Raw genomic sequence first — 21,762 nt, 5'->3', positions numbered from 1 at the left:
ATATAAATTTTTTGATTCGTAAAACTTTTTGCAACTTTTTTTTTAAAAAAAATAATAGCACGTAAGTTGTTGGAAATCAATCTATTTTGTTGTTGTTTTCTTTGGATGAACTAGTTTCATCTCTTCAATCAAATGAGAAGCATTCGCAAACTTGTCTATGATGAACAAAATGTAGCGTGCGTCCACCATAATATTGCGACAAATCTCTGGGTCGTAATAAATGTCACTCATAGTTCCTTCCCATACTCTGTCGAAGTTTAAACCGATTAAATTACCTGAAGCGTCAATAGCTGGGCTTCCTGAATTTCCTCCAGTTGTATGATTTGTTCCAATAAAATTCACAGGTAGTTTTCCGTTTGTATCAGCGTAAATTCCGTAATCTTTATTCTTGTAAAGGTCAATCAGTTTTTGATTCACATCAAATTCGTAATCATTTGGAACATATTTTTCCATAATACCTTCTAAATAGGTAACTGGCTCATAATATACTGCGTCTTTAGGAGCATATCCTTTTACTTTACCATATGTAATACGCAAAGTACTATTAGCATCTGGGAAAATACGTGCATCAGGATATAATTCTAGTTGTGCTTTCATATAGGTTCTTTGTAATGCCTCTATTTCAGTATTTAAACGGTCGTATTCTGGTTGTACTTTTTGAAGATAGTTTTCAGCCATAGTTTTCGTTAACGCATAACCAGGGTCTTTTTGCAATCTCTTAAATACTGCTTTAGAATCTCCTTTTAAAAGTTCTTTGAAACCTTCAAAAGAAGTTAGTTTACTTTCTTTATAGATATTAGTTCCAAGTTTTGAAACATCTACATTGGTTAAGTTCGGGGCTAGAAATTCACTTGGAGATTTTTTTGCGTATAATCCAATTACAGCCTCAAAAACACTTTCATCTACTTTGCTGTTGTAATTCTTGTAAAAGCTCTCCATGCTTGCTAGTAAGTTCTCTTTTCTATCATTAAACGATTGTTCGCCTTTAAAGGAACGTTCTAATTGATATAATCGGTAACCTGCAACAAGTAGTTCTACATTTCGTAAACCTGCTTCCATGTAAAAATCTCTAGCTAATGCATAGGGTGCTATTTCTGTATAAAGCTCGTCAAAGGACGAAAGTAAAGTTCCGTATTCAGCTTCTTTTCCTTTTTCTTGAACTCGTTTGCTGAAATCTGCTTCAAATTCTTTTTTAGCACCTACTGTGTTTGATTTTTCTAATCCTTGACTTTCTCCAATCCACTTTTTCCAATAGTTAGCAATTCCAGCATATTTAGAAGCGTATTGAATTTTAATTGCTTCGTCATTTCTCATAAACTCATTAGTAACTTTTAAGGCTACATCTCTAATACCAATTTTTGCTGGGTTTAAATCATTTAGTATTTGTTCTACTGCAAATGATGGTAAGTATTCTTGAGTTCTGCCAGGATAACCAAACACCATAGTGAAATCATCTTCCGCTACACCATCTAAAGATATAGGTAAGAAGTGTTTTGGAGTATAAGGGACGTTGTCTTTTGAATAGGATGCAGGTCTGTTGTTTTTATCGGCATATATGCGGAATAATGCGAAATCTCCTGTATGACGTGGCCATACCCAGTTATCTGTATCTGAACCGAATTTACCTATTGAAGATGGTGGTGCCCCTACTAATCGAACATCTTTGAATGTTTCAGTTACAAATAGGATATATTGATTACCTTCATAGAAGGATCTGATTTTATTTTCTTGCCAATTTTCTTTTGCAAAATTCGACGTGGTTTGTGCAATGTTGTATTGAATTTTGCCTTGTTTCTCACTTTCTGAATCATTTGGTTCAATTCCAGCAAGTATTTGAGGAGTTACGTCTTCAATTTTAACGATAAATGTAACTTCTAAATCATTATTAGCAAGTTCTTCATTTTTAGTTTTCGCCCAAAAACCATTTTCTAAATAATTGTTTTCAACAGATGAGTGAGCTTGAATTTGTCCATAACCACAATGGTGATTAGTCAATAAAAGACCTTCAGGAGAAATAACTTCAGATGTACATCCACCATTAAAGTGGGGTACAGCATCTTTTAAGCTTGATTCGTTTACATCATAAATGTCTTTCACAGACATCTTCATTCCTAAACTCTCCATTTCGGTTGCATTCATACCTTCTAATAAAGAAGGAATCCACATACCGCCTTGTTGTGCATAGATAGGAAAAGCTACACATAGTACTAGTGCTTTGAATAAATTTTTTATGCGTCTATTCATTGTATAATTGTTATGAAAATTTTCAGCAAGATACAATTTTATAATAAAGCTCGGAAATAGAACTAATTAACCGAACTATAGATGAATTTCACTACTTGTGTTAGATAGGTTTCGTGGTTTTAAGAAGCATGTATAGAGTGTGTTATAAAAAAAGAACGCCTTGTAAAACAAGGCGCTTATAATATTTAATGAGATTGATTTATTTGGTACTAGTTTTTTTTATTACATCTTTCACATCGTCAGAAGTAAAATTACCTTTGATTCTTATTATTGTGACAGATTTTCCTTCATCTACTGTCATTATAAGATCTTTATAGCGGTCATTTTGTTTATTCCCGAAGAAATTCACAAATTGGTTCTTTTCTTTTATACTCATCAAGGACGCATAGGATTTATCTTGTAATAAAGCTTTCATTTCTGTTTGCATCAACTTAATCGTTTTTGAATCATCATCACAAGTGTAGATTTCTATCTGCTCTAGTTTGTTAGCTAGTTTTTTTAAATCTGTATTTCCAGCTGTGGCTTCTAAATTGGGCATCATGTCTAATAATGCTTTTGAAATATAAACTACTGTTACATTATCATTGTTTGCTAGTTTGTCAAATAATTTATTTTGAGCATACAACCCTTGTATTCCTAAAAATAAAAAAGAGATGATATATAAAATGTTTTTTCTCATAGTATTATGGATTTGAAATAATTAGGTGTTTATTTAATGCACGCGTACTTTCTGAAAGAGTTTCTTGTGACATAGTCAACTGTTCAAGACCCTTATTGTAATTTTTGGAAAGTAACAATAGTGCTTTCTGTGCTTCTTGAATTTTGTTCTTATCTACTTGTGATATTTGTGCCGTTTCATCATGTTGTGTTATTTGGTTAAAGTACAATGGCAGCGAAATAGCAATAGTTAAAATAGCGGCAACTGCCATCCATTTCCATTTATTAAAAGCAAAGAGTTTGTGTTGTTTTTCTTGGAGCGCCAAAGAATTAATAGTGGAATGTAGTTTCTGCTCTAAATCAGTCGGAATTGATATATCGTCCTTTTGAAATAGTGCCTGCATTAGCAATTGCTCTTTTTTGTAAGCTTCGGGTATATTCTCTTGGCTGAAAAATTCTTTAAGAAAAGATTCTTGTTGAGTGTTGGTTTTACCCTCAAAATATAAAGTAATAAGTTCCTTTATGTTTACTGTGTTTTTCATCCTTTTCTCCACTTTAAAAATTGTTCTTTAATTGTTTTTCTTGCTCTTGACAAACTAACCCTAAGGTTAATAGCACTCATTCCTAGCTGTTCTTCAATCTCTTCATTCGAATATTCTTCCCAATGCTTTAACCAAAAAGCAGTTCGTTGTTGCTCTGGTAATGTTTCTAAAATTTTTTGAATGACTTTAGTCTCATCTGACCAGTCTTGTACTTCTTCAATAGCCTTCTTGTCTGATAATTGTTCAAAAGAAATCTCTTTTTTAGTTTTCTTCAAGTGGTCTAGGCATAAGTTTCGCAAGCAGGTTACGGAGTAAGCTTCAGGATTCTTAATGCTACCCAGTTTGTTTCTTTGAGACCATAGTTTAATATAAACTTCTTGAACCATGTCTGAAGCAACATCAGAGTCTTGAACAAATCGAAAGGCAATTCGATATAGCTTTGGATGATAAGGGATGAAAATATTTTTGAATTCATCTTCTTTCATCTTATTGAGAATCGTATTTATTCATTAACGTTGCTAAATCTTTTTCATCAATGTTACCGAAAATTCTAATAATCTTAGGAGAATTATCTTTAGAAACTAATACTAGAAACTCTCTAATAGATTTTTTTTCTTTTCTTAATAGTACTTTAATGTTTTCTCCTTTATTTTTAATGTGACTTAACGTTTCATAATTGCCACTAGAATTTAGACTTTTAATCTCTTCATTAACTTCAAGTTTAAGCTTCTCATCACTAGTTGATAAGTCATGTATTTCAATTTTACTTATGCTTTTTAAAGAGCTTGGAAGTTCCGAAGCTGCTCCAAACATCTTTCCCAACCATAAAACAAGTCCATCTACTTTAAAGCTATCGACATTCTCTGCTTTTGCAGCCTTTTTTAATAATTTGTCTAGATTTTGAGCAACTCCGACTTGACTAAAAAGCGTGATGCATACGATTGTTATAAATAATTTTTTCATAATAATAAAGTTAGTTGTTTAATATTGTATTTCGACGTCGTTTATATGTAAGACTTTGTAATCATGTTTTTTGTTACAAAATGAAGTAAGTTTTTTTCTTTCTCTAAAGTTTTTGTAATTTGAACCTCTAGTTTTTCTTAGCAGAAGACATTTTTAAAAAATGAAATTATGAAAGTATACAAATTGAAAAATGGGGTTACTGTACCTCAAGTTGGATTCGGAACATGGCAAATAAAAGAAGGTGAATTAGCCTTTAATGCGGTTAGTACAGCTTTAGAAGTGGGATATAGACATATTGATACTGCTGCGGTTTATGGTAATGAAGTGAGTGTTGGAAAAGCAATTAATCAATCAAATCTAAAGCGCGAAGAAATATTTGTAACTAGTAAGCTATGGAATTCCGATAGGGGGTATGAAGAAACTTTAAAAGCTTTTGAAGTGAGTTTGAAAAAGTTGAATTTAGAGTATATGGATATGTATCTATTGCATTGGCCTGCTAATGCGAAGCAATTTGATAATTGGCGAGATATTAATGCATCTTCTTGGAAATCATTGGAGAAACTATATGAGGAAGGTAAGGTTAAAGCTATTGGTGTGAGTAATTTTATGAGAGAACATTTAGAAGCGTTATTACCAACTGCTACTATAAAGCCAATGGTTAATCAAATTGAGTTTCACCCTGGTTTTATGCAAGAAGATACAATTGCTCTGTGTGAAAAGGAATCAATATTAATTGAGGCTTGGAGCCCTTTAGGATCGGGAAAAATGCTAGATAATGAGGTTCTGATTGCGATAGCTAAAAAGTATAATGTTAGTGTGGCACAATTATGTATCCGCTGGGTGCTTCAAAAAGGACATCTTCCGTTACCAAAATCTGTGACTCCTGAACGAATTAAAAACAACCTAGATGTTTATGGTTTTATTATTTCTGATGAGGATGTAAATCGTATAGACGCACTTCCTTATATTGGAGGTTCAGGGTTGAATCCGAGTGAAGTGGAATTTTAAAGAATGAGAATTTCTTTTATAAGGTTAGAAAACAAAACTCCCATCTGTTGAAGATGGGAGTTTTATTTTTGGTAGCTACATAAGTATTTTTAAAAGCGTTCAAATTTAGTCTAACTCAACTATATTGGAATAGGGCAATTGTAGATTCTAGATTCTATATAAGAGTTATTAGCTAGCATTCATCTATGTATAGTGATGCTTTGTAAAAGGAATTATTTAAAAATGTGATTTATAATTTTATCCGTCGCATTCTTGTTTTTTAGTATGAAGCTACTATTAATCGAAGCTGTTTTTATGCGGTCTGCTTTATTGTCTAAGAAATAATCAAACTGGAATTTCATTTCTTCTGCATCATGAACAACGAAACATCCTTTTAAAGAAATTAAGTCTTTAGCCTCTTGGAACTTTTTATAGTTTGGACCTATAATTACAGGTACTCCAAAGGTAGCTGCTTCTAATATATTGTGAATACCCGTACCGAATCCACCACCTATATAAGCAATGTCAGCATAGCTGTATGCTTTAGTTAGAAGGCTGTAAGTGTCGATGATAAATACTTTGTAATCTTCAATGTTTTTGTCTGAACGTTCAGAATACAGAATATTTGGAACTTTTAGCTTAGATACTAAATCCGTTATTTCAGTTTCCTTTATATTGTGAGGAGCTATTATAAACTTAGTTTTTTTAGAGGTGTTATTTATATACTCTGTTAATAGTAAGTGATCCTCAGGCCACGAGCTACCTATTACAATAGTAGGAATGGTTTTAGAGGAAGTGAATTCATCTAAAAACTCTAATTTATTATCATTCTCTAATATTTGAGATACTCTATCGAAGCGTGTGTCACCGACTATTGTAATATTAGTGTGTTTTAATCGTTGAAGCAATAATTCCGACTTTTCATTTTGTACAAAAAAATGAGTGAATGCGTAAAGAGCTTTGCGATAAAAACCTCCATACCATTTAAAGAAAACCTGATTTGGACGAAAAATACCTGAAACAAGATAGGTCTCTATTTTTCTTGTTTTTAAAGCGTTTAAGTAGTTTGGCCAATATTCATATTTTATGAAGAATACTTTTTCAGGATGCACTAAATTTAAAAACCTTTTGACATTGCTTTTTGTATCCATCGGAAGATAGAGAACTATATCAGCGATTGTGCTATTTTTTTTTACTTCATAACCAGACGGAGAGAAGAAAGTTAATACGATTTTATAGTTTGGAAACCTCTTTTTTAGTTCTTCTATTAATGGAAGACCTTGTTCGTATTCTCCTAATGAGGCTGCGTGTATCCAAAAAACACGATCCGTTGGTTGAATGTGTTCTTCTATTTTTTTCCACCATTGATTTCTTCCATCAACGAATAATTTCATCTTAGGGTTAAAAAACGCAATGAAAGAAAGAAAAGTAGTAGCGAATTTTATAAGGAGATTGTATATAAAAAACATATAAAAATATTTGAAAAACGAAATTACGTTTCTTTTGATAATTAATATCGGTTAAACCGATAAATTATTACTTTTGTAGGGCTTAAAAAATTAAATAATAGAAAGTAGGTGTAACGTGTAAGGTGTTGTTAAACAAGGGGATGTCTGCTTAAAAATATAAAAAATAAAATGAGAAAAATTCAAATGGTTGACTTGAAAAGTCAATATGAAGGAATTAAGGAAATCGTAAACCAATCGATTCAAGAGATTTTGGAAAACACTTCTTTTATAAACGGACCACAAGTGCATACTTTTCAAAAGGGCTTAGAAGAATATCTAGGAGTGAAACACGTAATCCCATGTGCGAATGGAACAGATGCTTTGCAAATAGCAATGATGGGATTGGGATTGAAGCCTGGAGATGAGGTGATAACTGCAGATTTTACTTTTGCTGCAACTGTTGAGGTTATTGCATTGTTACAATTGACTCCGGTTTTAGTAGATGTTGATCCTAGTAATTTTAATATTTCTGTAGAGGCTATTAGAAATGCTATCACTCCTAAAACAAAAGCAATTGTTCCTGTTCACTTATTTGGTCAAGTGGCACCTATGGAAGAGATAATGAAATTGGCTGAAGAACACAATTTGTATGTAATTGAGGACAATGCTCAAGGTATTGGTGCTTCTTATACTTATAGTAATGGGACAAAGAAAAAAGCTGGTTCTATCGGACACATAGCTGCGACGTCATTTTTCCCATCTAAAAACTTAGGTTGTTATGGAGATGGAGGTGCTATTTTTACAAATGATGATGACTTAGCTCATGTTATTCGTGGAATTGTTAATCATGGAATGTATGAACGTTATCATCATGATGTGGTAGGAGTAAATTCTAGATTAGATAGTATTCAAGCTGCGGTTCTAAATGCAAAACTGCCAAAATTAGACAGTTATAACACTGCAAGAAGAAATGCTGCAAATGCTTATTCTAATGCATTAGCTAATCATCCAAACATCATTACACCTATTGTTGAAGGAGATGAAGATAGTCATGTGTTTCACCAATACACATTGCGTATCGTAAATGCAGACAGAAACGGATTAATGGCTCATTTACAGTCTAAAGATATTCCATGTGCTATTTATTACCCTATTCCTTTGCACAGACAAAAAGCGTATTTAGATTCACGCTATAATGAAGCTGATTTTACGGTGACGAATCAATTGGTAGAAGAAGTACTTTCTCTTCCTATGCATTCAGAACTTGATGAAGATCAATTAGTGTTTATTACAGATGCTATTCTTGAATTCTTAAAGTAAGATAATATATATGTAAACAAAAAGCCACCTATTTATAGGTGGTTTTTTGTTTACATACGAGTTGAAAGTATATTATTTGGATGTTGTGGTTTGATTAATAATAAAGCCAGTAAATGCACAAACAAATAAAGCAAGAGCTACTATAGTCATAGAGCCATTATTAAGGCTGTTTAATAAGAGAGAAGTTAAAAAGGTGAAAGCTAATTGAGATGATCCAAAAAGGGCAGAGGCAGTACCTGACTCAGCTTTAAAAGGTTGCATAGCTAATGCAGTCGATGTTGGGAACAACATACCTAGGGGCATTACAAAAAAGAATAGTGGTATCAACTGCAGAAAAATGGATGCATCCATTAATAATAACATTAATAAAACCAATGCGGAAATTGACTGCATTGATGTTCCTAGTTTTAATATGTTTTTTGGTTTCAATCTTCTGTTTAAAATAGTAGAAGTTAAAAAAGCTCCTATTAAAATTCCGCAAGAATTAAGTCCAAACACAAAACTAAAAGCGGTACTGTCTAAACCGCCAACTTCCATGACTAATACTGGTGAGTTTGAAATATATAACATTAAACAACTAAAGGCAATACTGCCTATAACTGTATAAGTTATAAAATGTTTATTTTTAAATAGAAGAGCATAATTTCTAAAAACCTCTAATAAGTTTAGAGAGGGAAGTCTATTGGAAAAGTCTTCTTTTAAAAATGTAAATACCATCATTATACTTAAGATTGCAAAACCTGCCATAGCAGAGAAAACGTGGCGCCACTCAAGGTATTTTAAAATAACGTTTCCTAAAATTGGAGCTACTATTGGGGCTATTCCCCCAATTAAAGCTAAAATCCCGAATATCTTTAACGTTTGGTCTTTTTCAAAACGTTTGTTTACAATGGATCTAGCAATTACTAAACCACCACTACTTCCAAATGCTTGTGTAAATCGATAAAACCACATCCATTCTATATTTTTTACTTCTATGCAAGCGTAAGAAGCCAGAACAAAAATTGAAAGAGAAATTAGTATTGGTTTTTTTGCTCCAAAACGGTCAGATATTGGCCCCCAAAATAATTGTCCTAAGGCTAATCCCCCTAAAAAGGTAGAGAGCGAAATTTGAACTTTTTGTATATCAGTTTGCAAATCATGAGCGATGGTCGGAAATGCAGGTAGATACATGTCAATGGCGAGAGGACCTAAAGCCGTTAAGCTGACTAATGTTAGGATTAGAATCCATTCTTGTATGTTGAGTGTTTTCAAAATGCTATTATCAAATAAAAAATCCTTGAGTTTATCAAGGATTTAGAGGTTATTTAAGCTGAATGCGTTTCAGCGTCTTTGTCAATCTTTTTTATCAAGCCTACTAAAACTTTTCCAGGACCAACTTCTGTAAAAGAACTAGCTCCATCAGCTATCATTTGTTGTATGGATTGTGTCCAACGAACAGGTGCAGTTAATTGAAGTATTAAGTTTTTCTTTATTGATTCAGCATCACTAACCGCATTCGCAGTAACATTTTGATATACTGGACATGTTGGTGTAGAGAAGGTGGTTGCCTCTATGGCAGCAGCAAGTTCTTCTCTTGCTGGTTCCATCATTGGAGAGTGAAATGCACCTCCAACAGGTAGTAATAAAGCTCTTTTAGCTCCTGCTTCTTTAAGTGCTTCACATGCTTTCTCAACAGCAGTTGTTTCTCCAGAGATTACAAGTTGACCAGGACAATTGTAATTTGCAGCTACTACAATACCGTCAATTGATGCACAAATATCTTCAACAACTTTATCTTCTAGCCCTAATACTGCTGCCATAGTTGAAGGGGTAATTTCACAAGCTTTTTGCATTGCTAAAGCTCGTTGAGAAACTAATTTTAAAGCATCTTCAAAAGTAAGAGTTCCATTGGCTACTAGAGCTGAAAATTCTCCTAAAGAGTGTCCTGCTACCATCTCTGGTTTAAAGTTTTCTAATGTCATCGCTGAAATAACAGAATGTAAAAAAACAGCAGGCTGCGTTACTTTTGTTTCTTTAAGTTGTTCCGCAGTTCCTTCAAACATTATGTCTGTAATTCTAAAACCTAAGATTTGATTCGCTTTTTCAAAAAGCTCTTTCGCAACTTCTGAAGTTTCGTATAAGTCTTTACCCATTCCTGTAAACTGAGCACCTTGCCCAGGAAAAACATATGCTTTCATACTGTGATGTTTTAATTTTAGTAAGATTCTTTTTGAGGGAAGAATCGTTTTTCTAATTATAAATAAAGCGACAAAAATAAGCTATTTATCTAACTTTTCATACTAATGAGAAAAGGGGAGTTGACCTATAAACATAAAAAAAGCTGTCTCTTTTGAAGAAGAGACAGCTTTTTTAAAATGTGAGAGTTGGTTTATAAAACTGTTCCGACTCTGTTATCTTTAATTTCAGCAGCATTTTTCAAAGCATTTAAAGCTTTTGAAGATGCGCTATTTTTATTAGCAATAGATTCTTTTTGCTTATAGTTGTTGTAGTTTGGTAATTCAGGAGCTTTGTTTATAGCTTTTGTTTTAACCATATAAACACCTTTTGTTCCATCAACTAATTTTGAGTTTTGACCTACTGCGGTTGCAAATGCAGTTCCAACTACTTTTGCTTCTTGACCGATATTAGTTATTAGTGGGTTTTGTAGAGTTGCATCACTTACTGAAGCTATTGCAGCTCCACTTTTAGAAGCTATTTCTTCAATTGTTGCTCCATTCATTTTTTGGCGAATTAAAGTTGCTTTCTTTTCATCCATTAATATTGGTTCAACAGTTGCTCTTGCTTCAGTTACTGAAAGTAGACCTGTGTCATTTTTAGATTTTAATCTCGCTACGATATATCCATCAGAGATGTCAAAACGTTTGATGTCACCTACTTTTGAATCTCTACCAAAAGCCCATGAGATAACAGTTCTTTGGTTACCAACAACTGGAAGTTGTTCGTCAAATGGACGTACTGTTATGTCTTTTTGGAAAGCTAACTTCATTTGAGTTGCTAATTCTTCTAAATTACCTGAAGCTGCATCTTGTTCAAGTTTTGTCGCTTGTGTGTATATTACGTCTCCAGTTGCGTCAGAAATTTCTATCTTTTGAGCAATAGTAGCTAATTGAACAGCCTCTTTTTTCTCGATAACTTTTATTACATGGTAACCGAAATCAGTTTCTACAACTCCTATTTTACCAACTGGATTGTCGAAAATGAATGCATCAAATTGAGGTACCATTTGTCCTCTTGAGATATTATCATACTCACCAGCTGTGTTTTTTGAACCTGGATCTTCTGAATTTAATTGCGCTAATTCTCCAAATTTCTCTGGATTAGCTTGCACTTCCTTAAGTAGTCTGTCAGCTTCTGCTTTTGCTTCTTCTTTAGAACGAGGATTTGATTGTGGAGCTTGAGATCCTTCAAAAGTAATTAGGATGTGAGCAGCTTTTACTTTTTCACCTTGTTTTTTATTAACCAAACGAGTTAAGCAGTAATGGTCATTAAAATAGTATGGACCAAATACTTCTCCTGGAGTAAGATTGAATAATTGTTCTTGAAATTCTAAAGGTAAGTCGCTTTTAGTGTAGTAAACGCTGTCAAATTTTACATCTGAGTTTGTGTTTACATAATCGATAACGTTTTTAGTTGTCTTAAAACCTGCAACAGTATCGTTTGTGCTTGTTGAAGCATTATATACAACTGTAGGCTTTAATAAATCTGCAACTCGTTCTTTAACTTCTTCCTTGTCTTGTTCTGATGGAGAACCGTCTATGAAAGCATATTCTATCTCACGCGTAAAGTCAGATTTAAATTTATTTTCATGTTGCTTAATGTAAGTAGAGATTTCATCGTCACTTACTTTTACTTCTTCGTTGTTGATAGTTGAGTAAGCAACAGTAACATAGTCAAAGCTTACTTTATCGTTTTCACTTTTGTATACTGCTTTTGCATCTGTAGACGTAGTGTAAATAGATGCAGTAATTAAAGCATTGTACATTTGTTGAATACCTACTTTTTCTAATTCTTTTTCATAGCTTAACCATGAGTTCCATTGATCTTGTCCAGCATTTTTCATACCTAAAACAAACTCGTTGAATTTAGCTATATCAAATTGACCAAGTTGGTTTTGAAATTGTGGATTACTTGCAAAGTTTGGATTTTGCTTAATTACATTTATCAATTGGTCTTTACCAATTTGTAAACCTAATTTTTCGAACTCTGATGTAAGAATTATGGAATTTAGCTCTTGATTCCAAACAGCTTGGTTAGCTTGAGCGTTGCTCATCTTACCGTTTTGTTCGGCTTGTGCTACTTTGTGTAGGAATTCCTGTGTGTTTATTTCTACGCCATTAATGCTTCCTACATTTCGAGAGCCTGAATTTAAACTTCCACTGTTTACCAAGTCTCCGATTATGAATGCTAGTAATGCAATTCCAATCACCGCAATTAATAATACGGATTTCTGTCTAATTTTTGATAAAACTGCCATGTTTATTTGTTATGTGTAAATTTTTCCGTGAGCGAAAATACAATTATCTATTTAATAATGAAAGAAGACTTCTTTATTTTTTAATATATAAAGAAATACAAGGTATTTCATTTGCCATTATAGCTAAAACATGATAAAAATTATTGTTTTGTAGTTATTGGAAAAATAGTGAATGTTAATATTTTGGTTTTTTTTTGATGAAAAACAATCTTTATAAAGATTGTTAAGTCGAGTATGTTTTTAAAAAAAAACTAGTTTGATTACTAGTTTTTACGATTTTGGTGATCTTGCATTTTCTTAAGGTTTTTTCTTCTAAAAAAGAACATGAATGCTGCTATAGCGGCAATTAAGAAACTCATCCAGAATTTTTCACCATTTATGATTTGCTCAATGCCAAGGTAGATGAATAATATAGCAAACGCTAAATAGAAATAAGATATGATTTTTATTATTGTCATGTTTTTAGTCTTTTTTTATGCTTTCTGCATAGCTGTTCTTAGCTTTTATAGTTTTGAATTCACTGTCCGAATCTAATCCAATACCTTGTGTAAAGCTTTGGTCTTTATCCGATATTTTGTACTTTCCTTCTGTATATATCCAGCTGTTTTTTTGGTCGAAGTATAATTGGTCGGCCTCAAGAACATTTCCGTCATGAGTTGTGATTACAACATTTCCTCTCAAATCTATTAGTTCCGTAGTTGCATAACTTATAGCGTAGTCTGAGACTACGTAATTTTTATTAAACTCATCATCGAAAAATGTAAGATGAATCCCAGTTGGAAATTCTGTAAATGGATATTTTACTTGTTGATAGTCGAGCATTTTAGTGCTCTTTAATATAGCTTTAGTTTTTCCAGAGTCGACGTAGTTTAATAAGATATTTTCTGCATCTCCAGAAGGATAGAAGGTAACTTTATTAATACGCTGAATGTCTTTGAAATTGCTTTCACAAGAAAGTAGCATAGGTAATGTTAAGAACAATAGTCCCCACTTGTTTAAAAGTGTTTTTTTTAAAGTTCTATCCATTGTGTTTATTCGAACTTTCTTTTAACAAACCAAAGGTCGTTTAGAGAAACACCAACAGATAAGTTAAAATAATTTTCTTTAATTAAGTTGTTTTTGTTAGTTCCTTTTTGTCCGTATTCAACACCAATATTTAGGTTTGTTAGATTTCTTCCGATAGGGAAACCCGCTCCTAAACTAAAAGCATAGTCATTAATTGCTTGGTCATTTAAAATAAGACCTGTGTTTTCATATCTGAAACCACCTCTATAAACGATTCGATCAAAATAGCTAGTGAATGAATTGTATTTAGGTATGTAAAATCCTCCTATAGAATATCGTTGTGAATCTTCGTAGTTAGCATTTTTAAATACATTGTTCTGGTTTAGCTTATTGGTTTGTGTTTGAGTGAATTCTGCACCTACAAACCATTTGTGTTCTTTACCAATTCCTAAACCTGCTGATAAGCTACTAGGGTTGATTGTTTTGATTGTATTCTCTTCTGTAGTTTTTCTTTCTAAAACAGTATTGTTGTAATTAATAATTGATAGAACCGTACGATTATTCGTGTTTAATTTTGTTTCAGGACTATATGTTAGGCTTGCACTCCAATCATAATTTTTTAATTTTCCACTATATTGAAGTCCTGTATTAATTGTAACGCCACTGTATTCAGAGCTTTTAACTTCAGATGTTCCATTTGGAATGAAGTAATCGTCTCCATTGTCTATTACAAAGACAGTTGTTTTATTGTCAATTTGTCCGAAGTTGTATCCCATGTCTATTCCGAACTGTAAATTTGGTAATATAGAGTATGCAACACCTGCGAAAACTTTATTGATTCCCCCGTCTCCGTTAAATTGAGTACTGTGTTTTTGTCCGTTTACTTCTTTTAAAGAATTTATTTTATATCCAGTAGCAGAGTAAGGTAGCAAGCCAAACGAAACACCAAATTTACCTAAAGGTAGGCCTAATGCTAGATAGTCAATACTTGCTCTATTGGCCTTTTCAGTAGCATCTGATGATTTTAGAGTATAGTTTTTAAAAGTAGTTCCTATAGAAAAGGTTGTAAGTTTTAATTTTGAATAAGAAGCAGGGTTGTTTAGGTTGATATGTATAGAATCTGAATATACACTCATGCCTCCCATTGCTTTATATTCATTTGTATTGTTCGAGTTAATGTCTCCCACTCCATAAAATGAATATGGTGATGCGGTGCCTTGTTGTGCTATTGCTGTTGTTCCAACTAGCAAGCTCAGGCTAAGGAAGATTTTTTTTATCATTTTCAATAATTAGGTATTGATGTAAGGAATTTAAACTCTCTAATAAAAAGTTTGAATTAGCAAATATGGTGCTTTTTAGTCTTTTCGCCAAAAAATCTGTGTCTCCTCCTGTTAAAATAACTGTTAAATTCGGGTATGTGTCTAGGTATTTATTTATAAATCCATCTAATTCATACAGAATTCCATTGATAATTCCAGAATGGATAGCTTCTGTGGTTGAGTTTCCTATTAAAGTGTTCGGATATTTGGACGTTAACAATGGCAGTCTATCCGTATAGTCGTTGAGTGATTTGTATCTTAATTGTATTCCTGGGGATATGGATCCTCCTAGATATTCGTTTTTTTTATTTACAAAGTCAAATGTTATACAAGTTCCTGCGTCTATTATTAATTTGTTGTTAAGAGGATATTTTAGAACAGCACCTGCAACTAATGCCATGCGATCTATGCCTAAAGAAAGAGGAGTTTCATATAGGTTTTTGAATGGCATGGTGGTTTGTGGTGAAATAATGATTGTTTTTCCGAGATTGTGCAACCATTTTAGATTCTGTGAATTCCATTTACCTACTGAAGAAACGATGATTTCGACAGGAGAATTGATTTTTTTTAAAATATTTTCAATTTCTTTTTTAATTTTTTCAGTGTCTAAAATTAAATGTTGAATTAACGTATCTTTCTCAAACAAAGCTAATTTGGTTCGAGAGTTGCCAATATCAAGTGCTAGAATCATTCGATTTATATTTGAAATACAAAGATAGCGAATGATTTTTTCTATTAAAAGTTTTGTTTAAATGAAATTGTGTTCTATATTTGCAACCGCTTAAGAGAACAACAGCTCTCAATACTTAGAAGCCAAATGGTGCCTTAGCTCAGTTGGTAGAGCAAAGGACTGAAAATCCTTGTGTCCCTGGTTCGATTCCTGGAGGCACCACAATAAAACTTCTAAGAAAAATAAGGCATGGTGCCTTAGCTCAGTTGGTAGAGCAAAGGACTGAAAATCCTTGTGTCCCTGGTTCGATTCCTGGAGGCACCACAAAAAGTAACCCACTCAAACGAGTGGGTTTTTTTGTTTTTAAAAATTTATAGTTTAAAATATCTTACACTACTTTCTCAATGAAGCTACAAGTACATCTGTTGAGTTTTTAGTGCTAAAATATAGCACTTTTGGTTGCTGTATAGGGGGTGTGAAAGATATAAGAATTGAAATTGTAGATTTCTACATAGTAAATTAAGCTTTTATTGTTGTTTCCTTCTGGGCTACTTAAGGATGGAGTATAGGTGCTTTTACTCGTGACCGAAATAGGGCTGAATCCTGAGCGGAATTTAAGCGAGGTGAGTCTATGTTGCTATGGGGTAAATAACGTTCTTAGAACTGTCCTTCACAAGAATTAAAAAGCTTTTCATTTTATTTATTCCTCAGTTTTTGTAATTGATGCTATATGTGATTCGGTGACTGATGTCATCTCTTTTGTTTTTTAGTATCTCTTTGAGGTGTTAATCTCTATGATTAATGTGTTCAAGGAAGTGGGAATTACTTAGCTTTCGGTTTTTGTTTTGAGACAAGAATAGTTTTTGTGAATTAAAAAGAATCATGTTGATTCTAAAAATACTAAGCGAAAGAGTTGTTGTTAATATTCGTTTCGTTGATTAAGAGGGTAAGTGACTATAAGTTTTGTAGAATGGAGTAAAAAAAAACAGCCATCATAGGTTGACTAAGATGGCTGTTTTTTTTGGTTAAATCGATTAGTTTATCGCTTTGTATTTCAATTCAAGTTTATTTACTTCGAATTCAAGTTTTTTCTTGTTATTTGAAAGTTTAAGAAGGTTTTCTCTCGCTTTTAATTCTTTGATAGGTGTTAAGCTACCTTTTGAAAGATTTCTTTCAAATTTAAGGTTTGCTTTATTGTATTTATCTTCTGCTTTGTAAAGCTTTGATTTTGCTTTGTCTAATTGTTTTTGCGTTTTGATTAAAGTAGCTTGTTGTTTAAGCGCTTTTTTATTTTCTTTTTCAATTCGCTTTTGATCTCTTTGTGCAGCTTTTTCTTTTTTAGAAGCTAATTTTTCTTCAGCTTTAATACGTTTTTGTTCGTCTTTTAAATTTTTTGCTTTTAACTTATCAAGGTCAGCTTGTTTTTTAAGTTGGTTAGCTTGTTTTTGCATGTCTGCTGCGGTTGTTTCAACTGCTTTGGTTGTTGGTTCAACAACAGCTTCTTTTATTGTTTCTACTGATTCAGAAGGTGTAATCTTAGTTGCTGGAATAGTAGTCTCGCCTTCTTGAGCGTAAGTGTTAGTTACCAATGCAATTGTGAAGAACGAAATTAATGTCAATGTTTTTTTCATATGTATTTTTTTTTGCAAATATATCAATTTATATGCCATTTACCACTCATTGATTTTATTTGCATCCAATTTAAGAAAGATAAACAATAATAATGTAAAGGCCATTAAACTAGATCCTCCATATGAAAAGAAAGGTAACGGTACTCCAATTGTTGGAAATAGTCCAATTAACATTGTTGTATTTAATGCAAAATGGATGAACAAGAAACATACCACACAATAGCCGTAAACTCTATTGAATTTTGTCTTTTGATTTTCAGTTAGATATAAGAGTCTGAAAAATAGAGCAACGAATAAAATTACAATCACGGAAGCTCCAACAAAACCCCATTCTTCTCCTACTGTGGTAAAAATATAATCGGTATGTTGTTCAGGGACAAAACCACCTTTTGTTTGTGTTCCTTCTAGAAAGCCCTTACCGGTCCAGCCTCCGGATCCTATAGCAATTTTTGATTGATTTAGGTTGTATCCTTCTTTTTGTAAATTGATATCCTCTCCAATTAAAACATTGATTCGGTCTTTTTGATGTGGCTCTAATACCTCGTCATATACGTAGTCAACTGAAAGTACAAAACCAGACATAACCACACCTAGTATGATGTATAAGAAAGGATTTCTATTAATTTTTTTATTGAAGTAAAAATGAATTCCCAAGCATACAAAGATGGCGATAAGTATATAAACAGGGATGACTATTAAAGATGCAGTAAATAAGACAATAGTAATGAATCCAGTCCAGAGGTACCAACTTGGTAAACCTTCTCTGTATAATACAAATATTAATGAAGCGAAAAGCATAGCACTACCTGTGTCGTGTTGTAATATGCTTATTGTTGGTATTCCAATTATGGCTAGGGCAATAATTTGTTCTTTATAAGAGCTGAGACTGTCCTGTATGTCAGACAAATATTTAGCTAATAGTAGTGCTGTAGTTGTCTTTACAAATTCTGATGGTTGTATACCGAAACCTGCTATTTGATACCAATTGGTTTGTCCTTTGACTGATTTTCCGAAAAAGAATAAGCCCAATATGGAAAGTAGCCCTATGATATAGAATATGATAGCGTATTTCTCGTAGAATTTAGCATCAATAGAAAGGATTAAGATGATAAATGGGATACAAATGATTACGAACATTAATTGTCGTCCATATATTTGATTTAAATCAAATATAGATGTTATCTCTAGTGGAAGCGAAGCAGAATAGATGTTAAGCCATCCTGCTGATACTAATAGTATATATAATACAATTGAAATCCAGTCTAGATTTTTTTGTACACTGATTGCTCTCATTTGGTTTTCTTATCTGCCATTTGTTGAAGTGTAATTACCTTATTGTATTCGCTTTCAAGGCTTCCTTCAAACATTCTTTTTTCTAAATCTTTCCGAGTTATTTCTTTTCTTAAATATTTTTCTATCATCAAACTCGTTATAGGTGCTGCCCATCTGGCTCCCCAAACTCCATTTTCTATAAATACAGCAATTGCAATTTGTGGGTTGTCTTTTGGTGCAAATGCAACAAACACGGAGTGATCTGCAAGCTGATATCTCTTACCATTGATACGAGTGAAGTTTTCAACAGTTCCCGTTTTACCACAAATATCTATGCCTTCGACTTGAACGCTTCTCCCAGTACCGAAATTATAAACATCATGAAGTCCTTGAATTACTGGAGCAAAGTGTCTAGGGTCTATGGAGGTAACGTGTTTGGTTGTGAATCTAGGGTCTATTTTGTCGTGTTCTATGTTTTTTATAATATGTGGAGTGTAATAGTAGCCTCTGTTTGCTACAGTTGCCATCATATTTGCTAGTTGGATTGGAGTCATGATAATTTCTCCTTGTCCAATTGAATTAGATATTGTTGTTGTGCTTCTCCATCCGCCGTTTGGATACCAACGATCGTAATAATCTGATGATGGAATGTGGCCTTTTCTTCCTTCTGGAAGGTCGTAGCCTAAGAATTGTCCAAGCCCAAAACTTTTTAAATGTTCGCTCCAATGGTCCATTCCTTCTCTTGAGTTTTTGTACTTTTCAATGACTCTTTTATAGGTCTGTGCGAAATAGGTGTTACAGGAACTTGCAATAGCTTGATTTAATGCAATATTTCCAGAATCATGACATTTCATAAAAGCTCCTCTTCCGTAATAGAAACCATGATTACATAAAAAGCGAGTTTGTTCGTTCACAACACCTTCTTGCATTCCAATTAAACCGGTTAGGATTTTGAAAGGAGAACCAGGTGAGTATTCTCCTGATAAAACTCTGTTGTATAAAGGTTTGGATATAGAGTCTCTATAAAGGTTAGTATAGTTTTTAGAGCGCTCTCGTCCTACTAAAAGACCAGGGTCATAACTAGGAGCGGTTACTAAACTTAATATTTCCCCTGTTTTTGGTTCAATGGCAATAATTCCTCCTCTTTTGTTTTGCATTAAAAGTTCACCGTATTCTTGAAGTTCAATATCTAAAGTTAGGGTAATGTCTTCTCCTTTAACAGCAAGTGTATCATAGAATCCATCTTTGAAGGAACCAATTTCTCTGTTAAAACGGTCTCTTTGAATATACTTGACTCCCTTAACTCCTCGTAGGATATTTTCGTATTCTTGTTCGATTCCCTGAATACCAATTAAGTCTCCACTTTTATAGTAGGGATTTTGTTTTATATTACCTTCATTAACCTGTCTAATGTAACCAAAAACATTGGCTCCAACAGAAACTTGATAGTCTCGTAAGTTTCTCTTTTGGATATAGAAGCCGTTAAAATGTCTGATTTTCTCTTGAAAAGCAGCGTATTCTGCTTTGTTTAGTTGTGGTAAGAATACAGAAGGTAGTCTAGGGCTGTATACTCTAGCTTTCTGTAATTTATTGTTAAATTCTTCTAATTCTATCTCTAATATTTTACACAAGGCAAGAGTGTCGATGTTTTTGACTTCTTGTGGAATAACCATAATGTCGTAAGACGGTTGATTAGCTATTAATAGTTTTCCGTTTCTATCGTAAACATAGCCTCTTTCAGGGTATTCGTAAACAATTTTTAAAGCATTGTTTTCCGATTTTTTTATATAGGTATCGTCAATGATTTGTAAATAGAAAAGCCTCGATAGAATAGCAATCGTTACGAGTATGATTACAATAGGAAGCAGTGCTTTTCTCATTTCTTAGTTGGTTTTATCAAATAGATAATTATAATACTGGTAAGTATTGTGAATAAAGTAGTGAGCAAAGTTCGTAAAAGTATTTCCCAAATAAAGTTAAACCTAAGAATTTCCAATGCAAATAAAGAGCAATGGTGAATAATAGTTGCTAAAATAAGATATGTTAGAACTTCCATTCCTTTAAATAGCTCTTTGCTAACTTTATCATTCAGATTTGTTTGATGATATTGAAAGCTGACTCCAAATGAAAATTTCAGCAGGTTTGGACGAACAAAGGCTAGTATTAATGATGCTGCCGCATGTACACCTCCAGAGTTTTCGAACATATCTACAGATAGTCCCAAAAGAAAACTGAGGACATATAAAAAAGATCTATTTCCGGTGGAAGGGTATAAGAGTATGAAAAGAATGTATGGAAAAGGATTGATAAAGCCAAACAAGTCAATGTTGTTGAAAATCAATACTTGGGCAGCTAGCAAAATTATGAAGCGCGATATATTGGAGAGTATTACATTATTCATTGCCTGTGTTTTCTTCTAATTCTTCAATCTCTTCGCTGTCTTTATTTTTGATGACATACACGTATCCTATGTTTGTCATATCATTGAATAAACGAACATTAATGGTATAATAGTTAGAGGTTTCATTTGTATAAGCTTTTTCTATAACTCCAATTGGAATATTCTCGGGAAATATAGTTGAAATACCTCCTGTTACTATAGTATCGCCTTTGAAAATGTCTGCTAATCGGGGAATGTCTGTCAATTGAACGTATCCCGTGTTTTTGCCATCCCATTGTAGGGTTCCAAAATGATTAGCTCCTTTTATCTTCGCATTAATTCTAGATTCTGTATTTAGAATACTTTGAACAGTGGCGTATCCATTAGATGCTCTTTCGATGATTCCTATCACACCGTTGCTATTGATAACACCTAAGTCGGCTTTTATGCCATGTTTAGTTCCTCCTTTAATAGTTAAATAGTTCTCTTTAAGATTGAAGGAATTTCGAATTACTTTAGCTGGAATAACATCAAATTCGTCACTAGGTGTTGGAAAACGTTTTAAAACTTCTAATGAATCAGAAGGTCCTACTGAATTGTATAACAATTCTCTTAGTTGAGCGTTTTCGTCTGCAAGAATTTTATTTTCATCCTTTAAATGCAAAAATTCTTTGGTGTTGTTAATCTTATCGTACACAAAACCTGTAACCCCATTGGCGGAACTAATAAAGCTACTTTTGTGAAAAGAGTGCGTTTGAATTATCAGAACTAACGATATGGTTAAAAGCAGCAAAAACAGTAGCTTACTACTGTTTTTTATAAAGAAGTTTATTATTTGCTGCATGTT

At 33.0% G+C, this 21,762-nt stretch carries 19 protein-coding genes and 2 tRNA genes; 4 read left to right on the top strand and 17 right to left on the bottom strand.

The features are described 5' to 3' along the window. Positions 1-81: 81 nt before the first annotated feature. The 5 genes from BM024_RS04435 to BM024_RS04415 all read right to left on the bottom strand — a co-directional run bounded on the left by BM024_RS04435 (position 82) and on the right by BM024_RS04415 (position 4,406). Positions 82-2,244: a S46 family peptidase gene (locus BM024_RS04435; protein ID WP_090678249.1), complete on the bottom strand. Its 2,163-nt coding sequence runs from the start codon at positions 2,242-2,244 to the stop codon at positions 82-84. A gap of 199 nt (positions 2,245-2,443) precedes the next feature. Next, positions 2,444-2,923 (bottom strand): DUF4252 domain-containing protein, encoded by a 480-nt coding sequence (locus BM024_RS04430; protein WP_090678248.1) that lies wholly within the window; start codon positions 2,921-2,923, stop codon positions 2,444-2,446. Positions 2,924-2,927: 4 nt separating this feature from the next. Then, positions 2,928-3,443: a hypothetical protein gene (locus BM024_RS04425; protein ID WP_090678247.1), complete on the bottom strand. Its 516-nt coding sequence runs from the start codon at positions 3,441-3,443 to the stop codon at positions 2,928-2,930. Next, a complete protein-coding gene (locus BM024_RS04420) occupies positions 3,440-3,928 on the bottom strand; it encodes an RNA polymerase sigma factor (RefSeq protein ID WP_090678246.1) in 489 nt (162 codons plus the stop codon). Before BM024_RS04420 ends, BM024_RS04425 begins: the two co-directional genes overlap by 4 nt. A 1-nt stretch (position 3,929) precedes the next feature. Beyond that, positions 3,930-4,406, bottom strand: a complete 477-nt coding sequence (locus BM024_RS04415) for a DUF4252 domain-containing protein (RefSeq protein ID WP_090678245.1) — start codon at positions 4,404-4,406, stop codon at positions 3,930-3,932. 168 nt (positions 4,407-4,574) lie between these two features. On the opposite strand from BM024_RS04415, the gene BM024_RS04410 reads away from it, so the two are divergent. After that, complete coding sequence (locus BM024_RS04410; RefSeq protein ID WP_090678244.1) at positions 4,575-5,414, top strand: aldo/keto reductase; 840 nt, start codon at positions 4,575-4,577, stop codon at positions 5,412-5,414. Positions 5,415-5,626: 212 nt separating this feature from the next. Here the strand turns inward: BM024_RS04410 and BM024_RS04405 are convergent, their stop codons facing one another. Beyond that, a complete protein-coding gene (locus BM024_RS04405) occupies positions 5,627-6,862 on the bottom strand; it encodes a 3-deoxy-D-manno-octulosonic acid transferase (protein ID WP_090678243.1) in 1,236 nt (411 codons plus the stop codon). A 168-nt stretch (positions 6,863-7,030) separates the two neighbouring features. Between BM024_RS04405 and BM024_RS04400 the strand changes: the two genes are divergently transcribed. After that, entirely contained in the window at positions 7,031-8,161 is a 1,131-nt protein-coding gene (locus tag BM024_RS04400) for a DegT/DnrJ/EryC1/StrS family aminotransferase (RefSeq protein ID WP_090678242.1), read from the top strand. A gap of 72 nt (positions 8,162-8,233) precedes the next feature. Here BM024_RS04400 and BM024_RS04395 read toward each other — a convergent pair whose 3' ends face one another. From BM024_RS04395 to BM024_RS04365, 6 genes are all read right to left on the bottom strand, one after another. Continuing rightward, positions 8,234-9,415, bottom strand: coding sequence for a multidrug effflux MFS transporter (locus BM024_RS04395; RefSeq protein ID WP_090678241.1), 1,182 nt, complete (start codon positions 9,413-9,415; stop codon positions 8,234-8,236). Positions 9,416-9,468: 53 nt separating this feature from the next. Further along, positions 9,469-10,341 (bottom strand): ACP S-malonyltransferase, encoded by an 873-nt coding sequence (fabD, locus tag BM024_RS04390; protein WP_090678240.1) that lies wholly within the window; start codon positions 10,339-10,341, stop codon positions 9,469-9,471. Positions 10,342-10,532: 191 nt separating this feature from the next. Then, positions 10,533-12,638: a peptidylprolyl isomerase gene (locus BM024_RS04385; protein WP_090678239.1), complete on the bottom strand. Its 2,106-nt coding sequence runs from the start codon at positions 12,636-12,638 to the stop codon at positions 10,533-10,535. A 462-nt stretch (positions 12,639-13,100) separates the two neighbouring features. Beyond that, the gene (lptC, locus tag BM024_RS04375; protein WP_090678237.1) at positions 13,101-13,664 is read right to left on the bottom strand and encodes an LPS export ABC transporter periplasmic protein LptC; all 564 of its coding nucleotides are present in this window, start codon (positions 13,662-13,664) and stop codon (positions 13,101-13,103) included. A gap of 5 nt (positions 13,665-13,669) precedes the next feature. Beyond that, complete coding sequence (locus BM024_RS04370; protein ID WP_090678236.1) at positions 13,670-14,923, bottom strand: BamG family beta-barrel-assembly machinery protein; 1,254 nt, start codon at positions 14,921-14,923, stop codon at positions 13,670-13,672. Beyond that, a complete protein-coding gene (locus BM024_RS04365; RefSeq protein ID WP_090678235.1) occupies positions 14,901-15,653 on the bottom strand; it encodes a type III pantothenate kinase in 753 nt (250 codons plus the stop codon). The genes BM024_RS04370 and BM024_RS04365 overlap by 23 nt, the downstream gene beginning before the upstream one ends. A 128-nt stretch (positions 15,654-15,781) precedes the next feature. On the opposite strand from BM024_RS04365, the gene BM024_RS04360 reads away from it, so the two are divergent. Beyond that, positions 15,782-15,854: transfer RNA gene (locus BM024_RS04360), tRNA-Phe, on the top strand. 29 nt (positions 15,855-15,883) lie between these two features. Then, positions 15,884-15,956 (top strand) — tRNA-Phe (locus BM024_RS04355). 710 nt (positions 15,957-16,666) lie between these two features. Here BM024_RS04355 and BM024_RS04350 read toward each other — a convergent pair. From BM024_RS04350 to mreC, 5 genes are read right to left on the bottom strand one after another with little or no spacing between them, the layout of a single operon-like run. Continuing rightward, positions 16,667-17,263, bottom strand: a complete 597-nt coding sequence (locus tag BM024_RS04350; protein ID WP_090678234.1) for a hypothetical protein — start codon at positions 17,261-17,263, stop codon at positions 16,667-16,669. Between the two features lie 39 nt (positions 17,264-17,302). Continuing rightward, positions 17,303-18,556: a rod shape-determining protein RodA gene (gene rodA, locus BM024_RS04345; protein WP_090678233.1), complete on the bottom strand. Its 1,254-nt coding sequence runs from the start codon at positions 18,554-18,556 to the stop codon at positions 17,303-17,305. Next, positions 18,553-20,415 carry a penicillin-binding protein 2 gene (gene mrdA / locus BM024_RS04340; RefSeq protein WP_090678232.1) on the bottom strand — a complete coding sequence of 621 codons (1,863 nt, stop codon included), beginning with the start codon at positions 20,413-20,415 and terminating at the stop codon, positions 18,553-18,555. Before mrdA ends, rodA begins: the two co-directional genes overlap by 4 nt. Next, a complete protein-coding gene (locus tag BM024_RS04335; protein WP_090678231.1) occupies positions 20,412-20,936 on the bottom strand; it encodes a rod shape-determining protein MreD in 525 nt (174 codons plus the stop codon). Before BM024_RS04335 ends, mrdA begins: the two co-directional genes overlap by 4 nt. Further along, positions 20,929-21,759 carry a rod shape-determining protein MreC gene (mreC, locus tag BM024_RS04330; protein ID WP_090678230.1) on the bottom strand — a complete coding sequence of 277 codons (831 nt, stop codon included), beginning with the start codon at positions 21,757-21,759 and terminating at the stop codon, positions 20,929-20,931. Before mreC ends, BM024_RS04335 begins: the two co-directional genes overlap by 8 nt. Between the last annotated feature and the right edge of the window lie 3 nt (positions 21,760-21,762).

The sequence above is a fragment of the Myroides guanonis genome, assembly GCF_900114085.1.
GTDB lineage: Bacteria > Bacteroidota > Bacteroidia > Flavobacteriales > Flavobacteriaceae > Flavobacterium > Flavobacterium guanonis.
This window is presented reverse-complemented; position numbering and strand designations above follow the sequence as displayed.

What these genes read in the sequence shown, in the direction of transcription:
- BM024_RS04410 (WP_090678244.1), top strand. Translation starts at nt 4,575, where the DNA reads ATGAAAGTATACAAATTGAAAAATGGGGTTACTGTACCTCAAGTTGGA.
- BM024_RS04430 (WP_090678248.1), bottom strand. Translation starts at nt 2,923, where the DNA reads ATGAGAAAAAACATTTTATATATCATCTCTTTTTTATTTTTAGGAATA.
- fabD (WP_090678240.1), bottom strand. Translation starts at nt 10,341, where the DNA reads ATGAAAGCATATGTTTTTCCTGGGCAAGGTGCTCAGTTTACAGGAATG.
- BM024_RS04435 (WP_090678249.1), bottom strand. Translation starts at nt 2,244, where the DNA reads ATGAATAGACGCATAAAAAATTTATTCAAAGCACTAGTACTATGTGTA.
- mreC (WP_090678230.1), bottom strand. Translation starts at nt 21,759, where the DNA reads ATGCAGCAAATAATAAACTTCTTTATAAAAAACAGTAGTAAGCTACTG.
- rodA (WP_090678233.1), bottom strand. Translation starts at nt 18,556, where the DNA reads ATGAGAGCAATCAGTGTACAAAAAAATCTAGACTGGATTTCAATTGTA.
- BM024_RS04350 (WP_090678234.1), bottom strand. Translation starts at nt 17,263, where the DNA reads ATGAAAAAAACATTGACATTAATTTCGTTCTTCACAATTGCATTGGTA.
- BM024_RS04385 (WP_090678239.1), bottom strand. Translation starts at nt 12,638, where the DNA reads ATGGCAGTTTTATCAAAAATTAGACAGAAATCCGTATTATTAATTGCG.
- BM024_RS04415 (WP_090678245.1), bottom strand. Translation starts at nt 4,406, where the DNA reads ATGAAAAAATTATTTATAACAATCGTATGCATCACGCTTTTTAGTCAA.
- mrdA (WP_090678232.1), bottom strand. Translation starts at nt 20,415, where the DNA reads ATGAGAAAAGCACTGCTTCCTATTGTAATCATACTCGTAACGATTGCT.
- BM024_RS04420 (WP_090678246.1), bottom strand. Translation starts at nt 3,928, where the DNA reads ATGAAAGAAGATGAATTCAAAAATATTTTCATCCCTTATCATCCAAAG.
- BM024_RS04400 (WP_090678242.1), top strand. Translation starts at nt 7,031, where the DNA reads ATGAGAAAAATTCAAATGGTTGACTTGAAAAGTCAATATGAAGGAATT.
- lptC (WP_090678237.1), bottom strand. Translation starts at nt 13,664, where the DNA reads ATGGATAGAACTTTAAAAAAAACACTTTTAAACAAGTGGGGACTATTG.
- BM024_RS04425 (WP_090678247.1), bottom strand. Translation starts at nt 3,443, where the DNA reads ATGAAAAACACAGTAAACATAAAGGAACTTATTACTTTATATTTTGAG.
- BM024_RS04365 (WP_090678235.1), bottom strand. Translation starts at nt 15,653, where the DNA reads ATGATTCTAGCACTTGATATTGGCAACTCTCGAACCAAATTAGCTTTG.
- BM024_RS04370 (WP_090678236.1), bottom strand. Translation starts at nt 14,923, where the DNA reads ATGATAAAAAAAATCTTCCTTAGCCTGAGCTTGCTAGTTGGAACAACA.
- BM024_RS04405 (WP_090678243.1), bottom strand. Translation starts at nt 6,862, where the DNA reads ATGTTTTTTATATACAATCTCCTTATAAAATTCGCTACTACTTTTCTT.
- BM024_RS04335 (WP_090678231.1), bottom strand. Translation starts at nt 20,936, where the DNA reads ATGAATAATGTAATACTCTCCAATATATCGCGCTTCATAATTTTGCTA.